General features: G+C 26.4%; 27 protein-coding genes and 1 pseudogene. 21 read left to right on the top strand and 7 right to left on the bottom strand.

The window, feature by feature from the left end:
* Positions 1 to 185: 185 nt before the first annotated feature.
* The 7 genes from J1C67_RS14760 to J1C67_RS14790 all read left to right on the top strand — a co-directional run bounded on the left by J1C67_RS14760 (position 186) and on the right by J1C67_RS14790 (position 7,820).
* Positions 186 to 1,037 (top strand): NAD(+)/NADH kinase, encoded by an 852-nt coding sequence (locus tag J1C67_RS14760; protein ID WP_089965727.1) that lies wholly within the window; start codon positions 186 to 188, stop codon positions 1,035 to 1,037.
* Position 1,038: 1 nt separating this feature from the next.
* Positions 1,039 to 1,488 carry an arginine repressor gene (locus tag J1C67_RS14765; RefSeq protein ID WP_089965730.1) on the top strand — a complete coding sequence of 150 codons (450 nt, stop codon included), beginning with the start codon at positions 1,039 to 1,041 and terminating at the stop codon, positions 1,486 to 1,488.
* A gap of 22 nt (positions 1,489 to 1,510) precedes the next feature.
* Positions 1,511 to 3,211, top strand: a complete 1,701-nt coding sequence (recN, locus tag J1C67_RS14770; RefSeq protein ID WP_167865018.1) for a DNA repair protein RecN — start codon at positions 1,511 to 1,513, stop codon at positions 3,209 to 3,211.
* 198 nt (positions 3,212 to 3,409) lie between these two features.
* Positions 3,410 to 4,600 (top strand): SpoIVB peptidase, encoded by a 1,191-nt coding sequence (gene spoIVB, locus J1C67_RS14775; RefSeq protein WP_089965734.1) that lies wholly within the window; start codon positions 3,410 to 3,412, stop codon positions 4,598 to 4,600.
* Positions 4,601 to 5,048: 448 nt separating this feature from the next.
* Entirely contained in the window at positions 5,049 to 5,852 is an 804-nt protein-coding gene (spo0A, locus tag J1C67_RS14780) for a sporulation transcription factor Spo0A (RefSeq protein WP_089965737.1), read from the top strand.
* Positions 5,853 to 6,169: 317 nt separating this feature from the next.
* A complete protein-coding gene (locus tag J1C67_RS14785) occupies positions 6,170 to 6,934 on the top strand; it encodes a DeoR/GlpR family DNA-binding transcription regulator (protein ID WP_167865019.1) in 765 nt (254 codons plus the stop codon).
* 97 nt (positions 6,935 to 7,031) lie between these two features.
* Entirely contained in the window at positions 7,032 to 7,820 is a 789-nt protein-coding gene (locus J1C67_RS14790; protein WP_089965741.1) for an HAD family hydrolase, read from the top strand.
* 116 nt (positions 7,821 to 7,936) lie between these two features.
* On the opposite strand, the gene J1C67_RS14795 is transcribed toward J1C67_RS14790, so the two are convergent.
* Positions 7,937 to 8,131, bottom strand: a complete 195-nt coding sequence (locus J1C67_RS14795; protein WP_089965743.1) for a hypothetical protein — start codon at positions 8,129 to 8,131, stop codon at positions 7,937 to 7,939.
* 248 nt (positions 8,132 to 8,379) lie between these two features.
* On the opposite strand from J1C67_RS14795, the gene J1C67_RS14800 reads away from it, so the two are divergent.
* The 6 genes from J1C67_RS14800 (at position 8,380) to scpB (ending at position 14,005) form a co-directional block, all read left to right on the top strand.
* Positions 8,380 to 8,898 carry an NUDIX domain-containing protein gene (locus J1C67_RS14800; protein ID WP_167865020.1) on the top strand — a complete coding sequence of 173 codons (519 nt, stop codon included), beginning with the start codon at positions 8,380 to 8,382 and terminating at the stop codon, positions 8,896 to 8,898.
* A 451-nt stretch (positions 8,899 to 9,349) separates the two neighbouring features.
* Entirely contained in the window at positions 9,350 to 9,976 is a 627-nt protein-coding gene (spoIIM, locus tag J1C67_RS14805; RefSeq protein WP_089965749.1) for a stage II sporulation protein M, read from the top strand.
* Positions 9,977 to 10,057: 81 nt separating this feature from the next.
* Complete coding sequence (locus tag J1C67_RS14810; RefSeq protein WP_089965752.1) at positions 10,058 to 10,936, top strand: tyrosine-type recombinase/integrase; 879 nt, start codon at positions 10,058 to 10,060, stop codon at positions 10,934 to 10,936.
* Between the two features lie 255 nt (positions 10,937 to 11,191).
* Positions 11,192 to 12,454: a D-alanyl-D-alanine carboxypeptidase family protein gene (locus J1C67_RS14815; RefSeq protein WP_167865021.1), complete on the top strand. Its 1,263-nt coding sequence runs from the start codon at positions 11,192 to 11,194 to the stop codon at positions 12,452 to 12,454.
* Positions 12,455 to 12,645: 191 nt separating this feature from the next.
* Positions 12,646 to 13,392 (top strand): segregation/condensation protein A, encoded by a 747-nt coding sequence (locus tag J1C67_RS14820; protein ID WP_167865022.1) that lies wholly within the window; start codon positions 12,646 to 12,648, stop codon positions 13,390 to 13,392.
* On the top strand, positions 13,385 to 14,005 hold the full coding sequence (gene scpB, locus J1C67_RS14825; RefSeq protein WP_167865023.1) for an SMC-Scp complex subunit ScpB: 621 nt from the start codon (positions 13,385 to 13,387) through the stop codon (positions 14,003 to 14,005). The genes J1C67_RS14820 and scpB overlap by 8 nt, the downstream gene beginning before the upstream one ends.
* 102 nt (positions 14,006 to 14,107) lie before the next feature.
* On the opposite strand, the gene ytfJ is transcribed toward scpB, so the two are convergent.
* Both ytfJ and J1C67_RS14835 read right to left on the bottom strand, forming a co-directional pair.
* Positions 14,108 to 14,602, bottom strand: a complete 495-nt coding sequence (ytfJ, locus tag J1C67_RS14830) for a GerW family sporulation protein (RefSeq protein WP_089965760.1) — start codon at positions 14,600 to 14,602, stop codon at positions 14,108 to 14,110.
* Positions 14,603 to 14,683: 81 nt separating this feature from the next.
* A complete protein-coding gene (locus J1C67_RS14835) occupies positions 14,684 to 15,286 on the bottom strand; it encodes a DUF2953 domain-containing protein (RefSeq protein ID WP_167865024.1) in 603 nt (200 codons plus the stop codon).
* 136 nt (positions 15,287 to 15,422) lie between these two features.
* Between J1C67_RS14835 and J1C67_RS14840 the strand changes: the two are divergent.
* A pseudogene (locus tag J1C67_RS14840) lies at positions 15,423 to 16,355 on the top strand (D-alanyl-D-alanine carboxypeptidase family protein); the annotation flags it as partial.
* Positions 16,356 to 16,652: 297 nt separating this feature from the next.
* Here J1C67_RS14840 and J1C67_RS14845 read toward each other — a convergent pair.
* On the bottom strand, positions 16,653 to 16,970 hold the full coding sequence (locus J1C67_RS14845) for a DUF1540 domain-containing protein (RefSeq protein ID WP_167865025.1): 318 nt from the start codon (positions 16,968 to 16,970) through the stop codon (positions 16,653 to 16,655).
* 351 nt (positions 16,971 to 17,321) lie between these two features.
* On the opposite strand from J1C67_RS14845, the gene J1C67_RS14850 reads away from it, so the two are divergent.
* From J1C67_RS14850 to J1C67_RS14865, 4 genes are all read left to right on the top strand, one after another.
* Positions 17,322 to 18,686: an MATE family efflux transporter gene (locus J1C67_RS14850; protein WP_089965771.1), complete on the top strand. Its 1,365-nt coding sequence runs from the start codon at positions 17,322 to 17,324 to the stop codon at positions 18,684 to 18,686.
* 181 nt (positions 18,687 to 18,867) lie between these two features.
* Positions 18,868 to 19,023, top strand: a complete 156-nt coding sequence (locus J1C67_RS14855) for a zinc-ribbon domain-containing protein (protein ID WP_089965773.1) — start codon at positions 18,868 to 18,870, stop codon at positions 19,021 to 19,023.
* A gap of 81 nt (positions 19,024 to 19,104) precedes the next feature.
* Positions 19,105 to 20,253, top strand: a complete 1,149-nt coding sequence (locus J1C67_RS14860) for an AI-2E family transporter (protein ID WP_089965775.1) — start codon at positions 19,105 to 19,107, stop codon at positions 20,251 to 20,253.
* Between the two features lie 41 nt (positions 20,254 to 20,294).
* Positions 20,295 to 20,933 (top strand): pentapeptide repeat-containing protein, encoded by a 639-nt coding sequence (locus J1C67_RS14865; RefSeq protein ID WP_089965780.1) that lies wholly within the window; start codon positions 20,295 to 20,297, stop codon positions 20,931 to 20,933.
* 117 nt (positions 20,934 to 21,050) lie between these two features.
* Here J1C67_RS14865 and J1C67_RS14870 read toward each other — a convergent pair whose 3' ends face one another.
* Positions 21,051 to 22,328 (bottom strand): FAD-dependent oxidoreductase, encoded by a 1,278-nt coding sequence (locus tag J1C67_RS14870; RefSeq protein WP_167865026.1) that lies wholly within the window; start codon positions 22,326 to 22,328, stop codon positions 21,051 to 21,053.
* Positions 22,325 to 23,317, bottom strand: a complete 993-nt coding sequence (locus tag J1C67_RS14875; protein ID WP_167865027.1) for a sulfide/dihydroorotate dehydrogenase-like FAD/NAD-binding protein — start codon at positions 23,315 to 23,317, stop codon at positions 22,325 to 22,327. The genes J1C67_RS14870 and J1C67_RS14875 overlap by 4 nt, the downstream gene beginning before the upstream one ends.
* Positions 23,318 to 23,458: 141 nt before the next feature.
* Between J1C67_RS14875 and J1C67_RS14880 the strand changes: the two genes are divergently transcribed.
* The gene (locus tag J1C67_RS14880; RefSeq protein WP_167865028.1) at positions 23,459 to 24,040 is read left to right on the top strand and encodes a hypothetical protein; all 582 of its coding nucleotides are present in this window, start codon (positions 23,459 to 23,461) and stop codon (positions 24,038 to 24,040) included.
* 79 nt (positions 24,041 to 24,119) lie between these two features.
* On the opposite strand, the gene J1C67_RS14885 is transcribed toward J1C67_RS14880, so the two are convergent.
* Positions 24,120 to 24,569 carry a hypothetical protein gene (locus J1C67_RS14885; protein ID WP_167865029.1) on the bottom strand — a complete coding sequence of 150 codons (450 nt, stop codon included), beginning with the start codon at positions 24,567 to 24,569 and terminating at the stop codon, positions 24,120 to 24,122.
* A 161-nt stretch (positions 24,570 to 24,730) separates the two neighbouring features.
* Here J1C67_RS14885 and J1C67_RS14890 point away from each other — a divergent pair, with 161 nt between their 5' ends.
* Together J1C67_RS14890 and J1C67_RS14895 are read left to right on the top strand one after the other, a co-directional pair.
* The gene (locus tag J1C67_RS14890; RefSeq protein ID WP_089965945.1) at positions 24,731 to 25,369 is read left to right on the top strand and encodes a hypothetical protein; all 639 of its coding nucleotides are present in this window, start codon (positions 24,731 to 24,733) and stop codon (positions 25,367 to 25,369) included.
* A 139-nt stretch (positions 25,370 to 25,508) separates the two neighbouring features.
* On the top strand, positions 25,509 to 26,075 hold the full coding sequence (locus J1C67_RS14895; RefSeq protein ID WP_089965947.1) for a hypothetical protein: 567 nt from the start codon (positions 25,509 to 25,511) through the stop codon (positions 26,073 to 26,075).
* Positions 26,076 to 26,117: the final 42 nt, after the last annotated feature.

Genomic DNA, 26,117 nt, shown 5'->3' on the forward strand with positions numbered 1-26,117 from the left:
ACTTAAATAGTAAGGGATCTTTAAAAAAATAAATAGTGAGATTCTTATATATTATGTACTATGCTTAATCGAAATAACCCTTAAATGCTCAATGTGAGCAGATGTGGATCTTGGGCTAGTGCAAAATATCCTAAGAATCTTTTACTTATTATTTTATTTTAGCACCCCTAAGTGTTGGAGGAGTTATGAAGAATATTATAATAGCTATAAATCCATTAAAGGATAAAGGAAATAAAATTCTAGATTTAGTTCTAGAAAAAGTTAAAAAAGTATTTACAGATTCTAAAATAGTAGTTTTAGATAGTTATAAAATTTCTGATTATGACTTTAAAGAAGAAATAGATATTATTATGGTCCTAGGTGGAGATGGAACAATTTTAGGTGTAGCTAGAGAACTAATAGGAAGAAGTAATGCACCTATAATTGGAATTAATATTGGAAACCTAGGATTTTTATCAAGTGTTGAAATATCAGGATTAGATATGGCTATGGATAAGTTGAAAAATGGAAAATATAAAATCCAAAATAGGATGATGTTAGAGTGCAACTTAGCAATAAAAGAAATTAAAAATAGTCGTAATGCACTTAATGATATTGTTGTTGCAAGAGGAACTTTATCTCGTATGGTTAAGTTTCAAGTTTTTATAGACGGTAAACGATATTATACTTTTAAGGGTGATGGAATTATAATTGCAACGCCAACAGGATCTACAGCATATTCTTTTTCAGCGGGAGGACCATTTGTATATCCAGATGTAGATGTAATTACAGTTACTCCTATATGTGCACATACAAAAGGAATGCAGACTATTGTATTAAATAGTGATAGTGAAATAGAAATTATGGCTGAAAATGGGGAAGAGGAAATATATATAACCTTTGATGGACAAAAAGCCATTAAATCAAATAAAGAAGCTCTAATAAAAATCAAAAAATCAAAAGAATATGCAAAAATTGTATTATTTGATGATTATGATTATTTTAAAGTTCTAAGAACAAAAATATTAAATAATTCTAAAGAATGTGAAGGTGATTAAATTGAAACCTAGAAGACATAGTAAAATTTTAGAGATAATTAATGATAAAGATATAGAAACTCAAGAAGAATTAGCAGATGAATTGAAAAATGATGGGTTTGATGTAACTCAAGCTACAGTATCAAGAGATATAAAAATATTAAAATTAATAAAAATGCAAAGTTCTTCAGGAAGTTATAGATATATAGCATCCTCCACGGAACAAAGAGATATAAACAATAAACTATCTAGTATTTTATCAAATGCAGTTGTATCAGTAGAAAATGTAGATAAGTTTGTAGTTGTAAAAACATTAACTGGAGCCGCTAATGCAGCGGCAGAGGCTATAGATATATTAATTCCTACAGAAATTGCAGGAACTATAGCTGGAGATAATACTATATTTATATTAGTTAGAAGTATTGAAAAAGCAGAAGAATTAGTCTGTAAAGTAAGAAAAATGATTTTATAAAGGATATGAAGGATGGGATAGAATGTTATTGCAATTAAACATTAAAAATTTTGCTTTAATTCAGGAGTTATCTGTTGAGTTTGGAGAAGGTTTTAACATACTATCAGGTGAAACAGGAGCAGGTAAATCTATATTAATTGATACTATAGATTATGTTCTTGGGGGAAAGTTTTCTAAAAATTTAATCAGATATGGAGAGCAGAAAACATTTGTAGAGGCTGTTTTTTCTATAGAAAATGAGGATGTTTATGTACCACTTAAAGAACTTGAAATTCAAGCTGATGACATACTAATAATATCTAGAGAAACTACAATTTCAGGAAAAAGTATAATAAAAGTTAATGGTAAATCAGTAGTGCTTAGTTGTATAAAGAAAATAAGAGAAAAATTACTTGATATACATGGCCAAAATCAAAATCAAAATTTACTACACAAATCTTCTCATATTGGTTATTTAGATAGTTTTTGTGGAGAAAAAATAGATGCTTTATTAGAAAAATTTATTGTTTTAAAAGATGAATATAATAGTATAAAAGATAAAGTCGAAAGATTAAGAGGAAATGAGGATAGGGAAAAACTTATAGATTATATAAAATTTCAAATAGATGATATTGAAAAAGGAAAATTAAAAGTTGGAGAAGAGCAAGAGTTACTTGAAGAGTTTAATCGTCTTTCAAATGCAGAAAAAATTTCTCTAGCTCTTGGAAATTCCTATGCTCATTTGGATGAACCTAAAGAAGGTGTATCTGTTTTAGAAGGCTTATCTAAGGTTATAAATGAATTGTCTTTTGTAGAAGAACATTTTGAAAAAATTAAAGATAAAAGAGAACAAGTTGAAGGTGCTTTTTATGTAATTGAAGAAGTATCAAGAGAAATAAGAGATTTTATGAGTGAAGTTTATTATGATGAGGATACGTTAGAAAAAATAAATTCAAGAATATATGAGATAAGTATTTATAAAAAAAAATATGGAAAAACTCTTGAAGATGTACTTGAATATTATACAAAACTTAAGAATCAATGTGATGAATTAGTTAATTCAGAGCAAATAATTATAGAATTAAAAGAAAAAGCAAATAATATCATTGAAAAAATGAGGATTTTAGGAGAGAAAATGCATTTAATTAGAAATGAAAATGCAGAAATTCTACAATATGAAATAAAACAAGAATTAGCTTATGTAGGGTTAGAAAAAGCTATTATTAAAATTGATGTTAATTTAATAGATGAGTTTAATAGCAAAGGCTATGATGATGTAACTTTCCTAATTTCTACTAATCCAGGAGAACCTTTAAAATCATTAGAGAAAGTATTATCAGGTGGAGAATTATCAAGAATAATGCTTGCATTAAAATGTGTATTTGTTGGAAAAGATAAAATACCTACTTTAATATTTGATGAAATAGATACAGGAATAAGTGGAACTATCGCAAAAAGAGTTGGAGAAAAAATGTATCAAGTATCTACCAAACATCAAGTGCTTTGTATAACTCATCTTCCTCAAATATCAGCCTTATCAGATTGTCATTATTTTGTATCTAAAAAGGTTAAAGATAGTAAGACTTTTACCCAAATAAGGACTTTATCTAAATATGATAAAATTAAGGAAATTGCAAAAATGATTGGTGGAGATGAAATAAGTGAGGTAACCTTAGAAAATGCATCTGAAATGGTTGAATTTGCTGAATTAAAGAAAAATGAAATAAGAAATTTATATAATTAAATACATAAGAATTATATATAATGTAAACAATAGAACCATGGTAATTTACCGTGGTTCTATTTTTTTTATTTAAATTAAATATTAATATTTAACTATTAATATTTAACTATTAATATTTAACTATTATAACAATGTTCCTACAGCATATAAAAAACTCTAAAAGGGAAACTTAAAGACAGAAGCAAAGGAGGAGATAATATGTCATATAAGCGTTTAAGTAAATACAGTATAGTAGTGACTCCAATATTGATTCTGGGATTAATAATTTTCCTTAGTTTAAGGGATATACCAGAAGTTGTTTATATTAATAATTCGGTTCAAACTTCCGATATTTGTTTCCCGAAAATTAGTACATTCAATAAACTAAAATATACAAAAGATAAATTAAAAGTAAGTTTTTTAGGGTTAATACCATTGAAGTCAGTATCTGTTCAAAAAGTAAATGATTTAGAAGTTTATCCAGGTGGTAGTAGTGTAGGTGTTAGGCTATCTACAGAGGGAGTTTTGGTTGTAGGACACTTTGAAATGCAAACAAAAGAAGGTGAAGTTTCTAGTCCAGGTCAAAATGCAGGTATAGAACTTGGAGATGTAATTTTAAAAGTTAATGGAGAAGAAATTCAAGGTTCTAAAGATTTATCTAAAAAAATAAAAGATAGTGAAAGCCAAAAGGTAAATATGGAATTGATGAGAGATGAAAAAATAATTTCTAAAGAAGTAAATTTATTAAAAGAAGAAGAAGAATATAAATTAGGTTTATGGGTAAGAGATTCTACTGCTGGAATTGGAACATTGACTTTTTATCACAAAGAAACATCAACTTTTGGAGCGTTAGGACATCCAATTACAGATGGTGATACTAATAAAGCATTTAGAATAAAAACAGGAGAGTTATTATCTTCATCAGTATTAAGTGTGAGAAAAGGAGAAAAAGGAACACCAGGAGAGTTAAAAGGTTTATTTATAAATGATAAAATAAGTATAGGATCAATAGATAAAAATACTAAATCAGGAATTTTTGGAAAAACAGAAAATTCAATAATAAATGAATCATATAGTAAACCAATGAAAGTTGGATTTAGAAGCGAAATTAAAGAAGGACCAGCAAAAATAATTACTTCAATAGATCAAAAAGGTCCTAAAGAATATGATATAGAAATAGTAAAATTATTATCTCAAGATGAACCAGGACCTAAAAGTATGGTTATAAAAGTAACTGATCAAGAATTGTTAGAAAAGACTGGGGGAATAGTTCAAGGAATGAGTGGAAGTCCAATTATACAAAATAATAAATTAGTTGGTGCAGTTACACATGTTTTAATAAATAAACCAGATGTAGGATATGGAATTTATATTGAATGGATGTTAAAGGATGCTGGAGTTTTAAATTAGTTTAAATATAAATATTCAATTATAAAATAAATAACTAGTCAAAAATCCTAAGGATATTTGACTAGTTATTTATTGTAATAAATGTTATTTGCAAGTGTTATATATTATAGAAAAAATTTAACTTATTGGTAAATATGTTTAAATATAGATAAAAATAAATTTTAAAACACTAATTAAGTAAAAAAATATATAAAATTATTATTAATTTAAACACAATTATGAAATAAAGAGATAAAATAAAATAATTTCAAAATAATGTAAAATATCTATCTTTCATATATTATATGTGTTATAATAATATTAAATTATTACTTATAACAAAATATACAAAAAAACTTATGAAACTAAGGTTTATTTTGAAAAATACTTCGAAATAAAAGGAATAATTTAACTTTAATAGAATTAATTAATTAGGGAATTGAAAAAAAGGGAATAAGGGGAGAAAAATATGAATGGATCAAAAATATCAGTACTAATAGCTGATGATAACAAGGAATTTTGCAGTATTTTAAATGATTATCTTTTAAATCAAAGAGACATAGTTGTTATAGGGATTGCTAAGGATGGAAGAGAAGCATTAACTCTAATTGAGGAAAGAAAACCGGATTTAGTAGTGTTAGATATAATTATGCCACATTTAGATGGTCTTGGGGTATTAGAAAGATTGAATATTATGGAATTAGAAAAGATGCCAAGAGTAATTGTTTTATCAGCAGTTGGGCAAGATAAGATTACTCAAAAAGCAATAACATTAGGTGCTGATTATTATGTGGTAAAACCATTTGATATGGATGTATTTACTAAAAGAATAAGAGAAATGTTTACTGGATCTACAACAAGTGAACCAGTAAGAAGACAATCTGGAATGATGAGAAGTGAAATGCCAACTAAAGAGCCTATGGATTTAGAAACTGAAATTACAGCTATAATTCATGAAATAGGAGTGCCAGCACACATCAAGGGATATATGTATTTAAGAGAAGCTATTATGATGGTTGTAAATGATATGGAGTTACTGTCAGCAGTAACAAAAGAATTATATCCATCAATAGCTAAAAAATATAACACAACTGCTTCAAGAGTTGAAAGAGCGATAAGACATGCAATTGAGGTTGCTTGGGGTAGAGGACAAATTGAAGCTATAAATAAATTATTTGGATATACAGTTCACACTGAAAAAGGAAAGCCTACTAATTCAGAATTTATTGCAATTATTGCTGATAAATTAAGACTTAAAAATAAAGTTAGCTAAACTTGTGTAATTCTTATTCTTCATAGAATCCATATCTATAAACAAAATAAAAATATCTATGAGATCTATGAACTATATCAATGAGTTAGAATAATTAAAATTATGAAAACACCTTTTATCTATTGCTTTAAATATCAATAGATAAAAGGTGCTTTTTTATATAAAATATTAAAATTTAATTTTTAATATTTTAATTATATATTGAAATATTCTATAAAATGTTATAAAATGATAACAAGTGATAATAAACAATAGAAAGTAATTTGAAATTCACTATTAAATTAATTAATAATAGAAATTAAAGGGGTGAAAAACAAATGTTCATGGAAGAAAGATTAGAGGCAATATTACAATTACTAAAATTAGAAGGGAAAGTGATTGTCAAAAGTTTAAGTGAAAAATTTAATGTTTCAGAAGGTATGATTCGTAAGGATCTTCAAAAATTAGAATGTGAGGGTCTTATTAAGAGAACTTATGGGGGAGCTATATTAGAAAGAAAAATATTGAATAATGAGAACACTACAGCAAGAGTTATAAGTGACTTAGATGGAAAAGAAAAAATTTCTAAGGTAGTATTTAATGAAATAGAAGAAAATGATGTTATATTTTTAGATATATCTAGTACAAATTATGCAATAGCAACAGTCTTGGAGAAAATTCAAAAAAATATTACTATAATAACAAATATGAATCGAATATGTATGTTGTTCGATTATAGCCCAAATGTTGATGTTATTTTTGTTGGTGGAAATTATAATAAGAAGCTTGGAGGAACAATAGGATCAGAAACAATAGATGCTATTAGAAAATTTAGAGTTAATAAAGCATTTATTGGAACAGGTGGAATAAATATAGAGAGAAATTTTATAAGTAACTTTAACTTAGATGAAGCAAACACTAAAAAGGCTATTATGGAAATAAGTAAAAAAAACTATTTAGTAGTCACAAATGAAAAATTCTATAGAGATGGGTCCTATAAGTTTGCTAGTTTGAAAAATATAAATTTTATAATTACAGATATCAAACCTGATGAAAAGTTAATGCAAGGTTTGAAAAAATATGAAGTAGAAGTAATATATTAATAATGTAAAAAACAAAAGTTCAAGATGAGATAGTTTCAAAAAAACGACTAATTAAGAATACATATTATAAAAATTAAAAAGGTAGGGATAGGTACATATGATAAAGTTAATTGCAACTGATATGGATGGAACATTATTAAATACAAATAATGAAATTAATCCAGAATTTTATAAAATTTTTAAAAAACTTAAACAAAAGGGGGTTATTTTTGCAGCAGCAAGTGGAAGACAATATTATAATCTTTTAAAAAGGTTTGAAGATATTAAGGATGATATGATGTTTATAGCTGAAAATGGAACGTTTGTGGTCTATAAAGGTGAGGAATTACTAGTTAATGCATTAGATAAAACTTCAGCTAAGAAGTTAATAGAGGTAGGAAGAACAATAAACAATGCTTATGTTATTGTATGTGGCAAAAAATCAGCTTATATTGAACAAGCTGATAGTAGATTTATAAAAGAAACAGAAAAGTATTATGAACAATATGAAGTGGTTAAAGATTTAACTAAAGTTCAAGATGATATATTAAAAGTAACAATATGTGATTTCTCGGGTTCGGAAAATAACAGTAATAACTATTACGAAGAATACAGACAAGCTTTCCAAGTAACTGTTTCAGGTAAATTATGGTTAGATATTACGGCTAAGGGTGTAAATAAAGGTATAACTATAAATAAAATACAAGAACTTCTAAATATAAGATATGAAGAAACTATGGTGTTTGGAGATTATTTAAATGATTTAGAAATGATGGAAAGTGCTTATTATAGTTATGCTATGGAAAATGCTCATGATAATTTGAAAAAAGTATCAAGGTTCATAGCTGAAAGTAACGATAATAATGGAGTAGTTAAGGCTATAAAGGAAGTACTGAGATTAAAATAGAACGAATATATACAAATAAAAGGTGATTTCTACATTGTTAGAAATCATCTTTTATTTTAATAATATATTTTTTAATATGACTAAGATACTTTTTTACAAAATCGTTTTCAAATAAATTAGCATTGTAATCCGTTTAGTCGTTCTTGTTCTTCTAATTCCTTATATTCTATATCAAAAATTTCTTGTTCAAGTAATTTAATTTTATTAGTTAACTCTTTAATTTTATCTTCTCTATAAATTGATTTATGATCCCTATTCCACATTACTAATTCCCTTTTGCTTTCTTTTAATTGCCATTGTAATTCGTTCATTAATAAGCACCACCTTTATAATAATATATTTCTACAATAATTATTAAATTCCTTTATTTTTTGAATATTTTTAATTTTCTTTTAAAGTATATCATTTCTATTTATATTAGTATAGCTTTACTGGTGAAAAATATATTAGATTCTACCGATATATTATTTGTTTATAGTCACTATTTAAGTTAATCTATAAATACTTATATTGATTAATCATATGCTATAATAAAAATAAAGTTAAAGGAGAGTTTTGAATGGATTTGTATGAAAAGACTATAACTGAAACAATTATACATAAGGGGAATTTTATGACTTATATTAATGTTGATGTTGAGCTTCCAGATGGTAAAATAGGAAATAGAGATATAATAAAACACCCAGGAGCATGTGCTATTATTCCATTTATAGATAATCAAACAGTTATATTAGTTAAGCAATTTAGAAAGGCTTTAGAAAAAAATATTTTAGAGATTCCAGCGGGAAAATTAGAAAAAGGCGAAGATCCAAAGCTTTGTGCAATTAGAGAATTAGAAGAAGAAACCGGGTATAGAGCAGAGAATGTAACTTTTCTTGGTACAATAGCTACAGCCCCAGGATTTTGTGATGAATTAATACATCTATATAAAGCAACAGGCTTATTTCAAGGTGAAAAAAGTTTGGATGAAGATGAATTTACAGAAGTAAAAATATTTACTATTGAAGAAATAAAGTCAATGATAAAGAATGGAGAAATAATAGATACTAAAACAATAAGTTCACTTATGTATTTATAAAATTTGAGAAAGTTAAAGTAAAGGGTAGAAATCTAAAATAGATTTTCTAGTCTTTATTTTTATATATAGAGTATAAAGAAATATTAAGTTTAATATATTTTAGAAATAGAGAACAAAAAAGATTATGTAATTGATAAGTTATGTTTATATAATTCAGAAATTATAGTATTAAGTAAATTAATACTATGCAATTACTTAACATTACTTGTAATAGTATTAATTATGTAAAGATGGAGACTGATGTTTTATAACAGCATATATTGCTGAAATTATATGTATATTTTAACCGGAAATAAATGAAGTACTGTATAAAAAAAATGAAAATGTTAGATAAGGATAGAATAATAAAAAAAATGTCTAACATTTCTATATGTTACATATATTTAATTGTGAATATATGTAATGTAATTATCATAAGTATTATCTATAGCAACTATTGAGGAGGGAAAACATGAATATTGTAAACAAGTTAAATTCAAAATTTAGAGAAAATAAAATGCTTTATATATTAGTATTAGTTTTTTTCTGTATAGGAATAGTTTTGGGTACGTACACAATAAAATATATGAATACAAGTGATACAACAGATTTATCTAACTATTTTACTACATTTATAAATAGCTTAGGGGACAAGCCAATAGATAAAAAAATATTATTTATTGATATTTTAAAAAAGAACATAGTAATTATAATTTTAATTTTAATGTTATCATTTACGATTATCGGATCGCCTATAATTTTATTAGTAGATTTATTTAAGGGATTTACATTAGGATATACATTTAGCTTTTTGATAACTACATTTAGTGGAAAGGGAATTTGGATAGCTCTTGCATCTATAATACCTCAAAATATATTTTATATACCATTTTTCATTGGTATAAGTATTATATCAATTGAAATGTCATCAATAAAATTAAAAGAGAAGTTTTTAAATAAAGGAACAAAAAACAATATTTTTTCTAATGAATTATTAATTAAGTTAGGGTTTCTGTTTTGTCTCTTTGTAGTAGGCGTTATTATTGAAACCTTTATTTGCCCAAATTTAATTAAATTTATATCTAGTAAGTTGTATTAATTATTGAGGCTAGGCTAAAAAATAAAGGTAATATAAGTTTTTTGTCGAATAGAAATAAGTATAATGGGATAGGGGAGAATTATGAAAGAAATTGTGAATAACTACAGAGAATCATTATTGATAAGTCACAAGAGTGAAAATACTGTTTATGCCTATGTTACAGATGTTAATCTTTATATTAAACATCTAAATACTAAAAATTTAGATGTTATTGAAACAGATAATATTGCAGTGCTTGCATATATACAACATCTATTAAGTGAAGGAAAATCGGAGAGATCTATAAATAGAATTGTTATTAGTCTTAGAAGTTTCTATAATTATTTAAAGGATTCAAAAGTAGTTACAGAGATTCCTAAAATATATTATAAAAGTACATCCACAACTAAAAAACTACCAGAAGTATTAACAATTGAAGAAGTGGATAAAATAATAAGAATAGTAGATAAGGATTGTAACAAGGGAATAAGAGATACTGCTATTTTAGAATTAATGTATGCAACTGGTATGAAGGTTTCAGAAGTTATTGGAATAAGAACCTGGGATATAAATTTGGATTTATCTTTTGTGAAGTGTCATGATAATAAGAATTTTGAAAGGCTAATTCCAATTGGTAGAAGCGCAGTAGAAGCTATAAAAGAGTATTATAAAGTAAGAGAGCATATAGCATCCGCAGGAGTAGATACGCTTTTTGTAAACTTAAATGGAAACCAGTTAACAAGACAAGGAGTATGGAGAATTGTAAAGGAATACTCCCATAGAGCAGGAATAAAAAAAGATGTTAATTTAAACACTTTTAGACATTCTTTTGCGGTTCATTTATTGCAAAATGGAGCTAATGTGAGAGCGGTTCAAAAACTATTAGGTAATCAAGTTCTTACTTATATGGATACTTATTATGAAATAATAAATAATGATAAAATAAATATAGTTTATAAAAATTTTCATCCTAGAGCATAATAAGTGATTTAGAGTTGAAAGTAGATATTTAAATTAAGAAAGTAATATTAGATAGTTTAGGAGTAGGATAATTGTCCTTGGGAAACTATTGATAAACTAGAATGTTTTAAGGGGTTTTCAGTTTAACTAAGTCAACAAGCATTTATAAAACTATATAGTAAATAAATGAAAAAATATGATAAAAAGAAAATTTATTTCTTTTTATCATATTTTTATTTATATTGGTAATAATAAGCTTGAAGGGAGGTAGTGAAAATGAATAAAAAAACAATTAAAAGATTTTCAGTAATAGCTTTAAGCTTATTTTGCCTAAATACAGTAAACGTAAAGGCAGACACAGATCCATATAACACATGGTGGAATGCAGAGGTGAATGCAGAAAAAGAATCTCAAAATGTAATTGAAAATTATGATGATTTTACAAAAGCGGTAAATGCAGAAGAAGGAATAAACGTAGAGGCTAAATCTGCAATACTTATGGAACCTACAACGGGGAAAATTCTTTATGAAAAAAATATAGATGAAAAATATGCCCCTGCATCAGTAACTAAGGTTATGACCATGTTACTAACTATGGAAAATATAGATAGTGGAAAAATAACACTACAAGATAAAGTTACCTGTAGTGAAAATGCTAAAAATATGGGCGGTAGTACAATGCTGCTTGATACAGGTGAAATTAGAACTGTAGAAGAATTATTAAAAGGGGTAGCTATAGCATCCGGTAATGATGCGGCAGTTGCACTTGCAGAGTTTCTTGGTGGAACAGAAGATGCTTTTGCAGAAATGATGAATAAAAGGGCTCAAGAATTAGGTATGACAAATACAACGTTCAAGAACTGTAATGGATTGCCAGCAGTGGGACATGAATCAACAGCAAGAGATATTGCTAAAATGTCATTGGAATTATTAAAACATCCTACTATTCTTAAATATACAGGTACATATATGGAAACAATATCTGAAGGTCGAAAGAGCCCTATAGAACTTGTTAATCATAATAAACTTGTAAGATTTTTTGAAGGTTGTGATGGGCTTAAAACAGGATTTACAGATGAAGCTAAATATTGCATAACAGCAACAGCAACAAAAAATAAAGTTAGAATGCTTTCAGTTATAATGGGAGCTCCAACCTTCAAAATAAGAAATAGAGATGCCAGCATGCTTATGAACTATGGTTTCTCTAAATACGAAGGAAGAAAATTATTAGCTAAGGATGAAGATGTAGAAACAATTTATATGAGTAAGCAAACAGATAGATTTTTCATCGCAAAGGCTAAAGAAGATTTAGTTGTAGTATTACCAAAAGGAACAACTGGAGACCTTGAAAAACGAGTAGTTATAGAAGAATTACAAAAAGAATATAAATCTGGAGATGTAGTAGGTAAATGTGAAGTTTACTTAGGTGAAGATAAGGTTGGAGAAGTAGAACTTTACTCTGATAGAGATATTAAAAAGGGAAATATATTAGATAACTTTAAATATAATGTTAGAAACTTATTCAAAAAAGGGATTTAATTATCGTTAGAGAATTATTTATAATATATTTAACTTAAATAGACCTAAAAAAGTCAGCTAATTATAGCTGGCTTTTTTATGTAGATAATTAGTATGAAACTCATTTAGATTTTTTGTTGTTCTTTCTTGTTAAAATTGATATGATATAAGATGGATAATAAGTATAAAAAATATGAGGTGGGATGACAAGTATGGAAATGCCAAAAGTGAAAGTGGCAAATTTCGAAGGACCCTTTGATCTCTTATTGCATCTAATAAGAAAGCATGAAATGGACATATATAATGTCGAGATATATAAGATAACAAATCAATATTTAAAGTATTTAGATGATATGAAAGTTATGGATTTAGAAGTTACATCTGAATTTATTGTAGTTGCAGCAACATTAATTGAAATAAAATCTAAAAAGCTTCTTCCAAAGGTTAAGGAAGAAGAGGAAAGTGAAGAGGATATTGAAAAGAATTTATTGGAAAAATTAATAGAATATAAAAAAATCAAAGGTGTCTCAGGATTTTTTAGAGAGCGATATATAAGTGCAGGGGATGTGTATCCTAAGAAAGCTGAAATTATAGAAGAAACAGAAAGTGAAACAAATAATGATGATATTTTTAAAAATACCACTTTATTAGATTTATATACTATTTACAATAGTCTTTTAGAAAATTATACAAACAAACAAAATACAGCAAATATTATACAAAAGAAAATATATGTTGATAAATATAAAATAGAAGATAAGATGGAAAGTTTATTAAATTTATTTAATATTAAAGAAATAATGGAGTTTGATGATTTGGTAAATGAGTGTGAATGTAAACTAGAAGTTGTAGTAACATTTTTAGCATTACTCGAACTTATAAAGATAAAAATGGTTAAAATATATCAAGATGATAATTTTGGTAACATACTTGTAAAGAGGAGAAAATCGGATGGATAGTTTATATATAAAGCAGTATGAATTTGAAGAAACAGCTAGGACTACAGCAATAAAATCAGTGATTGAGTCATTACTATTTGTAAGCGGAGAGCCATTATCTATAAGGGATTTACATAATAATCTTGAAATTTCAATTAAAGTAATTGAATCGGTAATAGAGGAAATGGTTCATGATTATGAAGAAGATAATAGAGGGATTAAATTAATTTCTATAAATGGAGAGTATCAATTAGTTTCTAAGCCTCAGAATAGCGATAGTATTCAAAAATTACTTAAGAAAAATAAGAGACAATCCCTTTCACAGGCATCATTAGAGAGTTTAGCTATAGTTGCATATAAGCAACCTATAACAAGAATCGATATTGATGAAATTAGAGGGGTAAAGTCTGATAGTGCCCTTCAAAGATTAATCGAAAGAGAATTAATTAAAGATATTGGGAGATTAGAAGTTCCTGGTAGACCAATTATTTTTGGAACAACAGAAGAATTCTTAAGACAGTTTGGATTAAAAGATTTAGATGAATTACCTTCGCTAGATTTATATGATGAAAAAGATGATGATGAAATAGAAGGATCTATTGATTTATTAAATAAAGCAATGGAAACACTTTAAGTAAATATATAGATAAAAAACGCCAAATAAGGATTGTTAAATATCCTTATTTGGTGTATTTTTAAAAATTATATTAGTTAAGAGAACTTCAAAACAAATAAATTATTTTGAAAAATCATTACCCATTGAAGAACTACTGTCGTCGCAGCAATAATCGTCAGCCTGTTTGTTATTGTTTTGATTAGAGGAATCAGTATGACATTTATTTTTTATAATGTCATTATAAAAACCTTTAAACATATCAAGAACTTGAGGAACAGAATCTACAATTCTATCATATGTATTATCTTGATCTACAGGAAGTAACCTAACAGAATCTTCTTTAACAACAAGGAAGGCTACAGGTTTAACTGTAACTCCTGCACCAGAGCCTCCTCCAAAAGGTAGTTTACTATCTTTATCTGCTGAGGGTTTTGTTGCATTACCAAATTCACTTCCGCCAGATGCAAAACCAAAAGTTACTTTAGATATTGGCACTATGTAGCTACCATCTCTTGTCTCAACAGCATCACCAACTACTGTATTAACATCAATCATATCCCTTAAATTTTCCATTGTACTTTTCATCAAATTTTCTACTGGATGTTCATTATTCATAAAATTCCCTATAAAGTTATATTAAAATAAATAGAAATTCATTATTAATAAGTTTTCAGAAAAATATTTATTTTAATATTACTAAGGGTCCACCTCCTTTTTATTTTTAAATGATTTAATAGTTAAAATTAATATATATATAATTTTAGCAATATTGAAAGAAATTATACTAGTAATTGTGAAATTTAATAAATTCTTTCCTGTAAAATGGGGATTTATTTGTAAAGACAAATCTTTCACCTTGAAAATTTTTGAAAAACTAAAATATAGTAATGGAATTAGATTAGAAGCAACACCGTAGGTAATTGCAGTTATTGCTGCATCTTCTAACTCGAAATTAACATCGCCTCTAAGTTTAAATTTAGGTTTGAATGTATTAGTAGTTAAATTTTTATATAATTTAAAAATAGAAAGTTTTTTATTTTTTAGTTTTTTAGATAAGGGGTTATGCCGTTTCTTTTGATACTTTTCTTTTTTTTTATTAGCTTTCTTTGAATATTTAGAAGAAATTTTAATAGAAAGCTTTTTTATTAATTTATTTATTTTATCTTCTTCAGAAGATAAAAGTAAAATCTTATAAAACTTAATATAAAAACAGTTTTTTGAAAAATGTATAGTTAACTTAATTGGTATTGGAACTAATAGTATAAATAATAAAACTAGAAAAACTAACAATATAGACATAAAATTCCTCCTATATAAACTATTAATAGTATTACCATAAATAAATAAAGTAATCTAAATTTTTTTTATTAATAGTGAGTAAAAACTTTTTTTTTGAAGAAACTACACTTAGATGGTTGATATAGAGGGTGATTTTATGAAAAATGTAAAAAAAATAATTTTAATGCTTTTAATATTATTATTAACAACTCAAAGTTTTACATGTTATCCTAAGGCATATGTTGATGAAGATAATATAGAAAAAGAAGAGGAAACAATTGATTTTAAAGAAGAGGAAATTGATGTTGTTGATAATAAACAAGTTAAAAGTCCAGGTAAACTTAGAGTAAGTGCCCACAATGCAATTGCTATAGATGCTGAAACAAGAGAAGTCCTTTTTGAACAAAAGGGATATGAAGTAGTTCCTATGGCTAGTACCACTAAAATATTAACAGCTTTAGTTGCCATAAGTTATGGGGATTTAGATAGAAAAATAACCATCAGTAAAAATTCAGCATCAGTTAGAGGATCAACAGTAGGGTACAAAGCAGGAGAGGAAATAGCGATGAGGGAGCTTCTTTTTGGGTTAATATTTAAATCTGGAAATGATGCAGCCATTGCAATTGCAGAAGAAATCGGAGGTTCAATTGAGAATTTTGCAAATATTATGAATGATTTTTCAAGAAGTCTTGGGCTTTTGAATTCTCATTTCGAATCGCCTCATGGGCTAGATAGTGCAAACCATTATTCATCAGCCTATGATTTAGCTATTTTAACATCAAAAGCAATGGAAAATGAAATATTTAGAGAAATTTGTGGAGAGAAAACTATATCTAAAGAAAAATATAATTTTACAAGGGAATATAATAATATAAATAAAATACTATGGCAAATTCCCGGAGCAAATGGAGTAAAGACAGGTTATACAGGTCAAGCAGGAAAGTGTTTGGTATCGTCTGTAAACCATGAAGGCAGAAATATTATAATGGTAGTGCTAGATTGCACGGACAGATGGAATCAAACAGCAAAGATTTTCAAAGAAGTTACAGATACAAATGCATTTCAAAAAACAACTGTTAAAGATTTAGTAAATAAAGAAGGCTATATGCAACTTGGATCATTAATTCAAGATGAAGAGTTTAGTTATGGATATAAAGATGATGATGAAATAGAAATAGAAGTATTTCATCCTATAGATGATATAAAAGAAGGCGATGTCCTAGGAAAAATTATTTTAAAGGAAAAAGATAAAGAAAAACTTAGAAAGGCATTAAGAAGTGCTTCAAATATTAATAAATCAGAATTTGAAAGAATGACTCTTGTAAAATAACAACAAAAAGGTCAATCCAATTTGGGTTGACCTTTTTGTTATTTATTTTACTATGCCTTATTTAGAATTAAAGCTAGCACAATTTGTTTCAGAGTAGATTTTAGCATTTTCACCTGAAACATTAATTGAGTTAAGATTGCATAAATTATTATAGTTATACTCGCAACTTTCAACTTTACATATAAGGCAATCGCAATAACATTGGGTATTTACGTTATTAGTTAAATCACTATATAGTTTTTTATCTAAGAATGAGCCACAACAAGTATCGCATTCTTCGTTTGCGGTTTTACCACCAATATTGACACGAGTTGAATAACAAATATCTGACTTATTATAAGAACAGTTATTTACAACACAATTAATTTTATTCATTTAAGACACTCCTTCATTTATTAAAATCATTTGATAATTAAAGTATTACCTATTAATAAAGAATATATTTAGATTATATAAAAATAGTTTTTTTATATAATTATTTAGTTCGTATTTATTGTGAAATAGCCAAATCACAGTATTGATAAAAATTAGATGTTTTATTAAAAAATCTATATGCACAAAAAAATTGCAATAATAACTAATTGTATATATAGTAGAAGGAGAATCTTTGGGCAATATAAAATATGAATCTTTAGAAATACATATTACTTGAAATTATATAATTTACAGATATAAAACAAAACAATAAGTTAAATAAAAAATGATAATATAAGATAGGAGCAAAAAATGAATAAACAAGATTACTTAGGAGAAGCACCAATATATAAATTGTTAATTAAATATTCAATACCTGCAATTATAGGAATGATGGTAAATGCATTATATAATGTTGTAGATAGGATGTTTATTGGTAGAATTCCCGACATTGGAAAATTAGCAATGGCAGGACTTGGAGTAACTATGCCAATAGTTACTATAATGTTAGCTTTTGGAATGTTGGTTGGAATAGGTACTGCAGCAAATATCTCTATTAAACTCGGACAAGGAAATAGGGAGGATGCAGAAAAAATTATAGGAAATGCATTGACATTAGGGGTGGTAATAGGAATTGGTATTACGGCTATAGGAATAATATTTGGAGGAAAGTTATTGTTATTATTTGGTGCAAGTGAAAGCACATTACCATTTGCTAAAGCATACATAAATATTATTCTATTAGGATCAATATTTAATATTGTATCTTTTGCATTAAATAGTTCAATAAGATCAGATGGAAATCCAAAAAAATCAGCAATTATAATGGTAGTTGGATGTTTAGTTAATATAATTTTGGATGCGTTGTTCATATTTGTTTTTGGATTTGGAATTGAAGGGGCAGCATTTGCAACTATAATTTCACAAGCTATAACAGCAATTTGGACTGTTTTATATTACACTAAAGGAAGTTCTAATTTGAAATTAAAAAAAGAAAATCTAAAATTAGATAAAAGATTAGTAAAAATGATATTTGCAATAGGGTCAGCACCTTTTGCAATGCAATTAGCTTCGAGCTTAGTTCAAGTTATTGCAAATAATACATTGAAAACTTATGGTGGTGATTTAGCCATTGGAGCTATGGCCACAATTTCAGCAATATCAATGATGTTTTTGATGCCTATATTTGGAATAAATCAAGGAGCACAGCCTATTATAGGTTACAATTATGGGGCTAAAAAATATGATAGAGCAAATAAAACATATTTACTATCAATGGGAGTGGCTATGGTAGTATTAGTAGTAGGGTTTATAATAATTCAAATTTTCCCAAGAGCTATACTTGGATTATTTAATAAAGATGAAGAGTTAATGAAAATTACAATAATAGGGGTTAGAATATACTTATCTATGCTACCTATTGTAGCTATATCAATAACCGGTTCAAATTATTTTCAATCAATAGGATCAGTAAAAAAAGCAATGTTCCTAAGTTTATTAAGGCAAATAATACTTTTAATGCCATTACTTATAATTTTACCAAAATGGATAGGTTTAAAAGGGGTATGGTTAGCTCAACCAGTATCAGATGTTTTAGCTGTTAGTATAACACTAGTATTTTTGATAAATGAATTTAAAAAACATAAGAGTGGAATATCACAAATTTTAAATTCTTAATGAACTTAAAAAATAAACTTGCAAAAATAGAGTTATTATGTTATTCTTAATGAGTTGCAAAAGCACATTGATTTAAAATATGTAAATGAGCAATAAATATGAAGATAGATAATTATAAGATACTTTCTCCATTAAGAGATATGTTTTTATATGAAAATCTTTAAGGATGGAGGAATTTATAATGGAAGATAAGAAAATAATCTGTAGAGATTGTAGCAATGAATTTGTTTTCACAACTGGAGAACAAGAATTCTACAAAGAAAAAGGATTCGACAACGAGCCAGTAAGATGTATCGATTGTAGAAGAGCTAAGAAAGAACAAAACAACAGAAGATAATTCTATTGTGTAAAAGAGCTGTAAGAGTTTTACTCTTACAGCTTTTTGTTCATATTTAAAAATAAAGAAAAGAGGTAGCTAATGAAAATTAACTGGAATATTAAATATACTACTATATGTGTGTACACATTTATTCTATTAAGCTCACTTGGAATATTGTATTTATCAATATCACACTTAGGAGAGCTTATAAATAAAGTTGATGATATAGTAAAGATTTTACAACCATTTATAATAGGGTTTGCAATTGCATATCTTTTAAATTTTATTTTAAAATTCTATGAAAATAAGGTGTTAAAGAAGGTTAAAATAAAATCTAAAAGGGGAATAGCTATTTTATTAACATATATAACTCTATTTTTTATTTTGAGTTTGTTTATTAAATTTGTATTACCTCAGCTAATAGATAGTGTAGTTGGGCTAATAAATGACATTCCTATATATATAAATAATACAAGTATATATGGATATAATTTATTGCAAAATTTAAATATAGATGAAGAGTATTTAAATATTATAATGAAAAATTTTAATGGATTTGTAGATTTCATAATTAAGTTCACAACAAATTTAATTCCTGTATTAGGGAGATTACTCGCTACAATTGCATCAAGTATTTGGAATGTAATTTTAGGTCTTATTATTTCAATTTATCTATTAATAGATAAAGATAAGCTTTGTGCATTAAATAAAAAAATGACTTATGCTATATTGCCAGAAGTTGCTGCAAATAAGGTTATAGAAATAACTCATATGAGTAATGTTACTTTTGGTAAATTTTTAAGTGGAAAGATATTGGATTCATTTATTATAGGTGTATTAACATTTTTAGTATTAACTATTTTTAAAATGCCATATATTCTTTTAATATCAGTTATAATAGGTATTACAAATATTATTCCGTTTTTTGGACCATTTATAGGTGCAGTTCCAGCATTTATAATAATTTTATTTATTTCACCAACTCAAGCTTTGTGGTTTTTACTAATTATATTAGTAATCCAACAAATAGATGGAAATATAATTGGACCTAAAATACTTGGAAACTCAATTGGTATATCTGCCTTTTGGATACTATTTTCAATATTAATAGCTGGAAAAGTATTAGGTGTATTAGGAATGATTATAGGCGTGCCTTTATTTGCAATTGTATATTCAATAATAAAGGATGTTATTGAAGTGTCGTTAAAGAAAAAAGGTTTGAAAAGTGAAACTAAAGATTATATGTAAATACAAATTTATAAATAAAAATATTTTAATTGGAGGTAATTATGGCAAAGAATCAAAGTGTTAAGGGAAATTTTAATTACAATAATATAGAGAAGAAAGATAAGAATTTTATGTATAAAAACCTTAGAAGAAGTAATTGTTATAACTGCAATTTTTCAAATTCAAATTTTAATTTTGCAAGTTTTAGAGGTGCACATTTTAAATCATGTGATTTTTCAAAATGCACATTTACATGGGCTGAGTTAATTGGAACTAATTTGAAGGGTAGTAATTTAAAATTCGCTAAATTTGAAAATACTGTATTTGATGGGGTGAACTTAGATGGTGCTGATTTTAAAGACGCAGAGTTTAAGAACACTATATTTTTATCAACGAATACTGAAAAGGCTGAAAATTTAAATCTGAATGATCCTGGAATAAAAATATTTAATGAAATGCCTCAAATAGATATTAGCGAGGAACTAAGAACTTCTGTTATAAATTCAATGGAAAATAAATATGTAAAAGAGTCAAGAGTCTTAGATACAAAAGATGGATCACTTAATCTATTAAACTTAATGATTTTATTAGAGAACTTTAATGAAGAAACATTAATTAAAGGCTTAAATATAATTGGAAATGAATTGGATAAAGAATTTTGTACATTAAGTTATATAATTAAATTTATAGAGAAGTGCTAATAATAACATATCAGGTACTTGAAAAAATAAATCAAGATGAGTCGTATATTTTACACTCTGAATTGTTATTTATTAAAATAATTAAAGAGACCAATCCTAAAAGGATTGGTCTCTTTTTTATAATAATTTTTGCGCGAAAATATCATTAAGGTTTAATTTTTTAATTCTATTTAGAATTTCGGATTTATCTGTAGTATAAAGACCTAATTCTTTCATTCTTTTAAAATAATCTGAACCAGCAAAGGTAAATCTTTGCTTTCTACCTTCACGTGTAGTTGATTTTTCGTTTGCATAAGAAATTATATCGCCTATCGCAAGTGAAGATGGAAGAATTAGAAGATGCATTCCCATTGAAAGTCTTACAGCATTGTGACCAGCTAAGCTACCAGTAACAATGGCTTCCGTATGGCCAACAAATAGTCCTGACTTTTCACCAGCACAGAATAAGTTATCTACTCCATTTACTTTTAAGTCATTAGTTCTTGGAGCTACTGATAAATATCTAATTGAATTGCCTTTACTTCCAGCATAGGGATCTACATATTTTGCTTTTTCTAATCCTTTAATTTTTCTTAGCTTATGAAGGGGATAATATGTTGTCATAAGCTTAGCATGCCCTGTGTCTAATAAAATTATATTTTCGGCGAACTCTTTAAGGGCATATTGTTGACAAACCTTTGTTGCGAGCTTATCGTAGTTTACATCTTCCTTTGGAATTTCAAGAATAACAACACCAGTTTCATCTAGTTGATTTTGTATTTCTTTTGAAAGACTTTCTTTAGCTAATTTACAAGATCCTGAGAATGCACCTAAAATATCATCTTCTCTTTCACCTTGAATATCTGAAACACCACATCTTTCACTTACACTTAATCTAGGCCCAAATGATGGACATCTAAGTATGCACATAGAACATCCATTACCGTAACGTAAACAGTTGCCCATAGGCCCTGTAGTCCCTGTGGTTTCTATAAATACGTCTGCTTCTTCATAGGTGTCATCGCTTAAATAAATACCAAATATTTTTCCATCTTTAAAATTAACATCAACAACTCGACTTTCCATATGAATGTTAATACCCATATTAACAATATATTCGCGTACGTTACCTTCAATTAAATTAACATCATAAAGAGTAACGTGTTTATGCCCTGGAAACTCTATATCTGTATGCCTTGCAGTGTTATCAACAATATCTATTAAATCTCCAGCCCCAAGATAGTTTAATTCTTCAGAAGCTGTATATCTACCATTATTCCTCATTATTCCGCCAACGTTTCCAAGTCCTAATAATAAATCAGTTTTTTCATATATATGGACTTCAGCACCAGCTTTTTTAGCAGTAATTGCAGCAGCAACACCAGACCAACCTCCACCAATAATAATAACCTTCATATAAATCTCCTTCCTTCAAAAACATTTCTAGGATCTGCTTGAACCTTACAAAATCTTTTAACTCTATGACCAGAAAATCTAGTAGTACAACTTCCACAAATACCTTCACCACAACACATTTTAGTGTTATTACAGCAGGATAGTAAAACTTTAGTATTATTTATTTCATTCATATAGTCAATTATTTTATAAGTTAAAATATCAGCTCCGGCTATATGAATATTTGAAATGTTTTTTTCAGAGATAAATGTATTTATCATATATTTACATTCAGATGAAATATCGCCCTTGTCAATAGTATTCATAAAGATAGGCGTTACATTATATTTATCTAAATATTCTTTAACGTAGTTATCTTTGTAAGGTTCCTTATCTAATAAAAGATAAACCTTATTGTTATTCGCTGTAAATTTTTGAATTACAGGCATCATAGGAGCCATCCCTATTCCCCTTGAAATAATTAATACATTTCTATTTTTTTGCTTTTGTATGTTTTTAAGTCCAAAAACGCCGTTCCAATAAGGTCCTCTTATTGTTATTTCGCCACCTTTTTCAATTCCTAATAGTTTTTTAGTTTTAATCCCTCTAACTTCAATCATTATTGTTATAATGTTAGTTTCAATATCAGATTCTAAAATAGAAATTGGAACATCAAAGTAAACATTAGGGTCAGTTCTTATAAATATATATCCTCCAGGCTTAACTAAGTCTATAGCTAATTTATGAGGTGCTTTGAATTTGATTAATAGAACATCATTTTCATATAAAAGTTTTTCCTCCACTAAACAGTTAAAAGTCTTTCTACCTTCTTTAGCCTTTTCACCATTGTATTTAAACTCTTGGTAAATACAAACTCCCTTCCAGTTTGAACAATCACAAAAACAACTTCCATGAAGTTGTGAGCATAATATACAATCGCCAGACTCGGCTAAATGGCAAGGACAATATTCTGAACCTGCATCAATACAATCAATAGTTTCTTTAAACATGTATTCTCCTCGCATTAATTTCTATATACTAATAGGTTATTTAAAAAAATTAAAATTGTTACAAATATTATAAATTGGGTTTATTAAAATAGAAATTAGTGCTAAACTAAAGAAAATTAAAGAATGGTTGGAGTTGATAAAGTGTTTAATATTGATTTAATGAATATATTCCAAGGATTAGTTAGAAATTACTTGAAATTCAACTTAACTACGGAAAGCAATAAATTTGAAATTTTAAAAAAAGAATTAGATTATATTGTAGAGGTAGGAGAAGTGCTAGGTTATTCTTCAATACTTACAGGTATTAATGAGGAATCAAGAGCTATAACTGATATAATTGAAATAAGATGGCACAATTATGATGATAAAAATACTATTAGTAATGAATTGTTTTTATATTTTTCAAAAGAATTAGATTTAATTGAAGATGTTAAAGCTATTAATAATTTAGTTAATACAATAGATACTAAAAGTGAAACAAAGTTTTTTGTTCAAATTATAGAAGTTTCATCTAAGGATAGAGTAGATTATTTAAATAAACTTTTACAATATGCTAAAAGATTTAACTCTATAGATGTTCTAATTATATATAAAACATCTAATATAAGAGAACAAACTAGTGAGTATTACTCATATTTATTTAAAGAATCTAAATTAGTAAAACAAAAAAATGCCTGCTCATATTATGATGTATTTGGATCTCTTAAAATGAAATTTCATTAAGGCATTTAAAAAAAATAACAAACCAATCTTATATATATATTGGTTTGTTATTTATTACTATGTCTATTATATACGCCTTTTAAAAAATTTTAATAATTGTAGATAGTCTAAGTTCACCATTATCTAAAATTCTTAAATACCACTCTATAGGTATTAAATCCAAAACTATGAAATTGTTAGCAATATTTTGGGAACTGTTTTTTATTATTGGATTTAAAAAAGAGTAGACACTATCTTTTTTTATAATCAATAACAGCATGAACTCATTATCGGTACACATAAAGCTTAAAGATTTAAGATTTATATTAAGAAAGTCATTTTCAATTGAATGTTCTGCAATAAATATATCTCTAGTTTTTATATTCTTAAGTATAACTTCTATTTCATCTGCCTCTTTAAAATCTATATTATTTAATTTTAATTTAATTTTATACATTATTAATTCAAGAGATGAAAGACTAACATTTTTAATAGGATAATTTAATAGATTGTTTTTTATAATTAACTCTTTGCTTATGTCAGTTTTCATAGAAAATCCCCTCATAAAATTAGTTTTGAAAATTCCGTGCATATTAAATAATATTTGTTGAATAATAATATAATATAGAAAGAAATGAATTAAGTTACTAACATTAATAATTTTTTAATAAAATTACAAAAGATAATAGTGGTTAGAAGGGAGGTTAGAATTTGAATGACAATCTAATTACAACACTAATTTCAGGTAGTGCAATTATAATTGGATCACTAATAGGTGCAAGTTTTAGTTGGTTAATAAACAAGAAAATAACGTCTAAATCTATTAAAGAGCAATATAAATTACAAGAAGTTAATAGAAGGTATGAAGAAAGTTATAAAATGAAAGAATTATGTATATACGCAAATGTAGTAAGATTAGATATATGTACTGCTATATTTCAAAGTATTAGAAGTTTACAAAATCAAGATGAGATGTCGTATCTTTATATATTACCAATAAGTAAAGAATATCAAAAAGCAGTAGCATCTTTAAGTGATAAATATAACTTAAAAGAACTAAGTTATATTTATCAACTTTATGGAATTATAGAAAAAGTAAATAAGGATGTATATAAATGGGAATATGGGGATAAGAAAACCTATGAAAATATTAGAAATGGGTTAAAGGATATATTGAAAAAAATATATGGTGAAAACTATAATAAAATAGTAAATACGGATATAGAGAAATTAAGCTATGAGGACTTATATAATAATGATTTAATTAAAGATGGATTTAAAGAGGTGCTAATAATACTAGATCATCTATGTTATATTGAAAATCTTAAAAAAGAAGATACTAAGCTATAAATAGCTTAGTATTTTTCATATTAAGAAAATTTTAAGAACTTACTAATATAAGTTAAGGAAATCTTAATTGCTTAAGCTTTAAAAAAATAATATAATTAGACTATACTATATCAAGTATGGTGTTTTTTGGAGGGGAAATATGAAAAAATCAACATGGTTTGCACTTATTACAGTTATTCTAATAATATTAATACTTCAATCTGTTGGATCAAAAATAAAAGTTTATGAAAAAAGAAAAGAATATGTGTCACAAGAAGAAGTTATAAAGGATTATTTGAAAAATATTAATCTTATGTGGGGAAATAGAGGTCGTGACGGTAATATATTAAAGATAATTCCAAATTTGGATTTATACGAAACTATTTCAGAGAGAGCTAGGCTAGTGGTTGAAAATGAAGAAGATATTAACTATATTCAAATTCCAAATTTTAAGGAGTATAGCTTAGAAAATGTAACTAGTAGCGAAAGTTTAACTTTAGAACAACATTTGAATACTTATAAGAATATTGGAAATTATAAAGTGCCGAAAAAACGTGAAATTTATAAAATATCGGGCAAAGCAATATTAAATATACAAAAATATACTATTGATGAAATTGATAAAATTAATGATATTAATAAGGAGTATGAAGACATATATATTCTCCTAGTGTTGGTAGATGAAGGTGATGGATATGTAGTAGATCAGTGTATTAGTAGATTTTAATATTAAATAATAAAAAATCAATATATATTTTAGGAGGAAAAA

This window comes from Clostridium gasigenes (assembly GCF_017348895.1).
Taxonomy (GTDB): domain Bacteria; phylum Bacillota; class Clostridia; order Clostridiales; family Clostridiaceae; genus Clostridium; species Clostridium gasigenes.

Bases quoted from the DNA above. Each gene is read 5' to 3' on its own strand.
- J1C67_RS14760 (WP_089965727.1), top strand. From the start codon at position 186: ATGAAGAATATTATAATAGCTATAAATCCATTAAAGGATAAAGGAAAT.
- recN (WP_167865018.1), top strand. From the start codon at position 1,511: ATGTTATTGCAATTAAACATTAAAAATTTTGCTTTAATTCAGGAGTTA.
- spoIVB (WP_089965734.1), top strand. From the start codon at position 3,410: ATGTCATATAAGCGTTTAAGTAAATACAGTATAGTAGTGACTCCAATA.
- spo0A (WP_089965737.1), top strand. From the start codon at position 5,049: ATGAATGGATCAAAAATATCAGTACTAATAGCTGATGATAACAAGGAA.
- J1C67_RS14785 (WP_167865019.1), top strand. From the start codon at position 6,170: ATGTTCATGGAAGAAAGATTAGAGGCAATATTACAATTACTAAAATTA.
- J1C67_RS14790 (WP_089965741.1), top strand. From the start codon at position 7,032: ATGATAAAGTTAATTGCAACTGATATGGATGGAACATTATTAAATACA.
- J1C67_RS14795 (WP_089965743.1), bottom strand. From the start codon at position 8,131: ATGAACGAATTACAATGGCAATTAAAAGAAAGCAAAAGGGAATTAGTA.
- J1C67_RS14800 (WP_167865020.1), top strand. From the start codon at position 8,380: ATGGATTTGTATGAAAAGACTATAACTGAAACAATTATACATAAGGGG.
- spoIIM (WP_089965749.1), top strand. From the start codon at position 9,350: ATGAATATTGTAAACAAGTTAAATTCAAAATTTAGAGAAAATAAAATG.
- J1C67_RS14810 (WP_089965752.1), top strand. From the start codon at position 10,058: ATGAAAGAAATTGTGAATAACTACAGAGAATCATTATTGATAAGTCAC.
- J1C67_RS14815 (WP_167865021.1), top strand. From the start codon at position 11,192: ATGAATAAAAAAACAATTAAAAGATTTTCAGTAATAGCTTTAAGCTTA.
- J1C67_RS14820 (WP_167865022.1), top strand. From the start codon at position 12,646: ATGGAAATGCCAAAAGTGAAAGTGGCAAATTTCGAAGGACCCTTTGAT.
- scpB (WP_167865023.1), top strand. From the start codon at position 13,385: ATGGATAGTTTATATATAAAGCAGTATGAATTTGAAGAAACAGCTAGG.
- ytfJ (WP_089965760.1), bottom strand. From the start codon at position 14,602: ATGAATAATGAACATCCAGTAGAAAATTTGATGAAAAGTACAATGGAA.
- J1C67_RS14835 (WP_167865024.1), bottom strand. From the start codon at position 15,286: ATGTCTATATTGTTAGTTTTTCTAGTTTTATTATTTATACTATTAGTT.
- J1C67_RS14845 (WP_167865025.1), bottom strand. From the start codon at position 16,970: ATGAATAAAATTAATTGTGTTGTAAATAACTGTTCTTATAATAAGTCA.
- J1C67_RS14850 (WP_089965771.1), top strand. From the start codon at position 17,322: ATGAATAAACAAGATTACTTAGGAGAAGCACCAATATATAAATTGTTA.
- J1C67_RS14855 (WP_089965773.1), top strand. From the start codon at position 18,868: ATGGAAGATAAGAAAATAATCTGTAGAGATTGTAGCAATGAATTTGTT.
- J1C67_RS14860 (WP_089965775.1), top strand. From the start codon at position 19,105: ATGAAAATTAACTGGAATATTAAATATACTACTATATGTGTGTACACA.
- J1C67_RS14865 (WP_089965780.1), top strand. From the start codon at position 20,295: ATGGCAAAGAATCAAAGTGTTAAGGGAAATTTTAATTACAATAATATA.
- J1C67_RS14870 (WP_167865026.1), bottom strand. From the start codon at position 22,328: ATGAAGGTTATTATTATTGGTGGAGGTTGGTCTGGTGTTGCTGCTGCA.
- J1C67_RS14875 (WP_167865027.1), bottom strand. From the start codon at position 23,317: ATGTTTAAAGAAACTATTGATTGTATTGATGCAGGTTCAGAATATTGT.
- J1C67_RS14885 (WP_167865029.1), bottom strand. From the start codon at position 24,569: ATGAAAACTGACATAAGCAAAGAGTTAATTATAAAAAACAATCTATTA.
- J1C67_RS14895 (WP_089965947.1), top strand. From the start codon at position 25,509: ATGAAAAAATCAACATGGTTTGCACTTATTACAGTTATTCTAATAATA.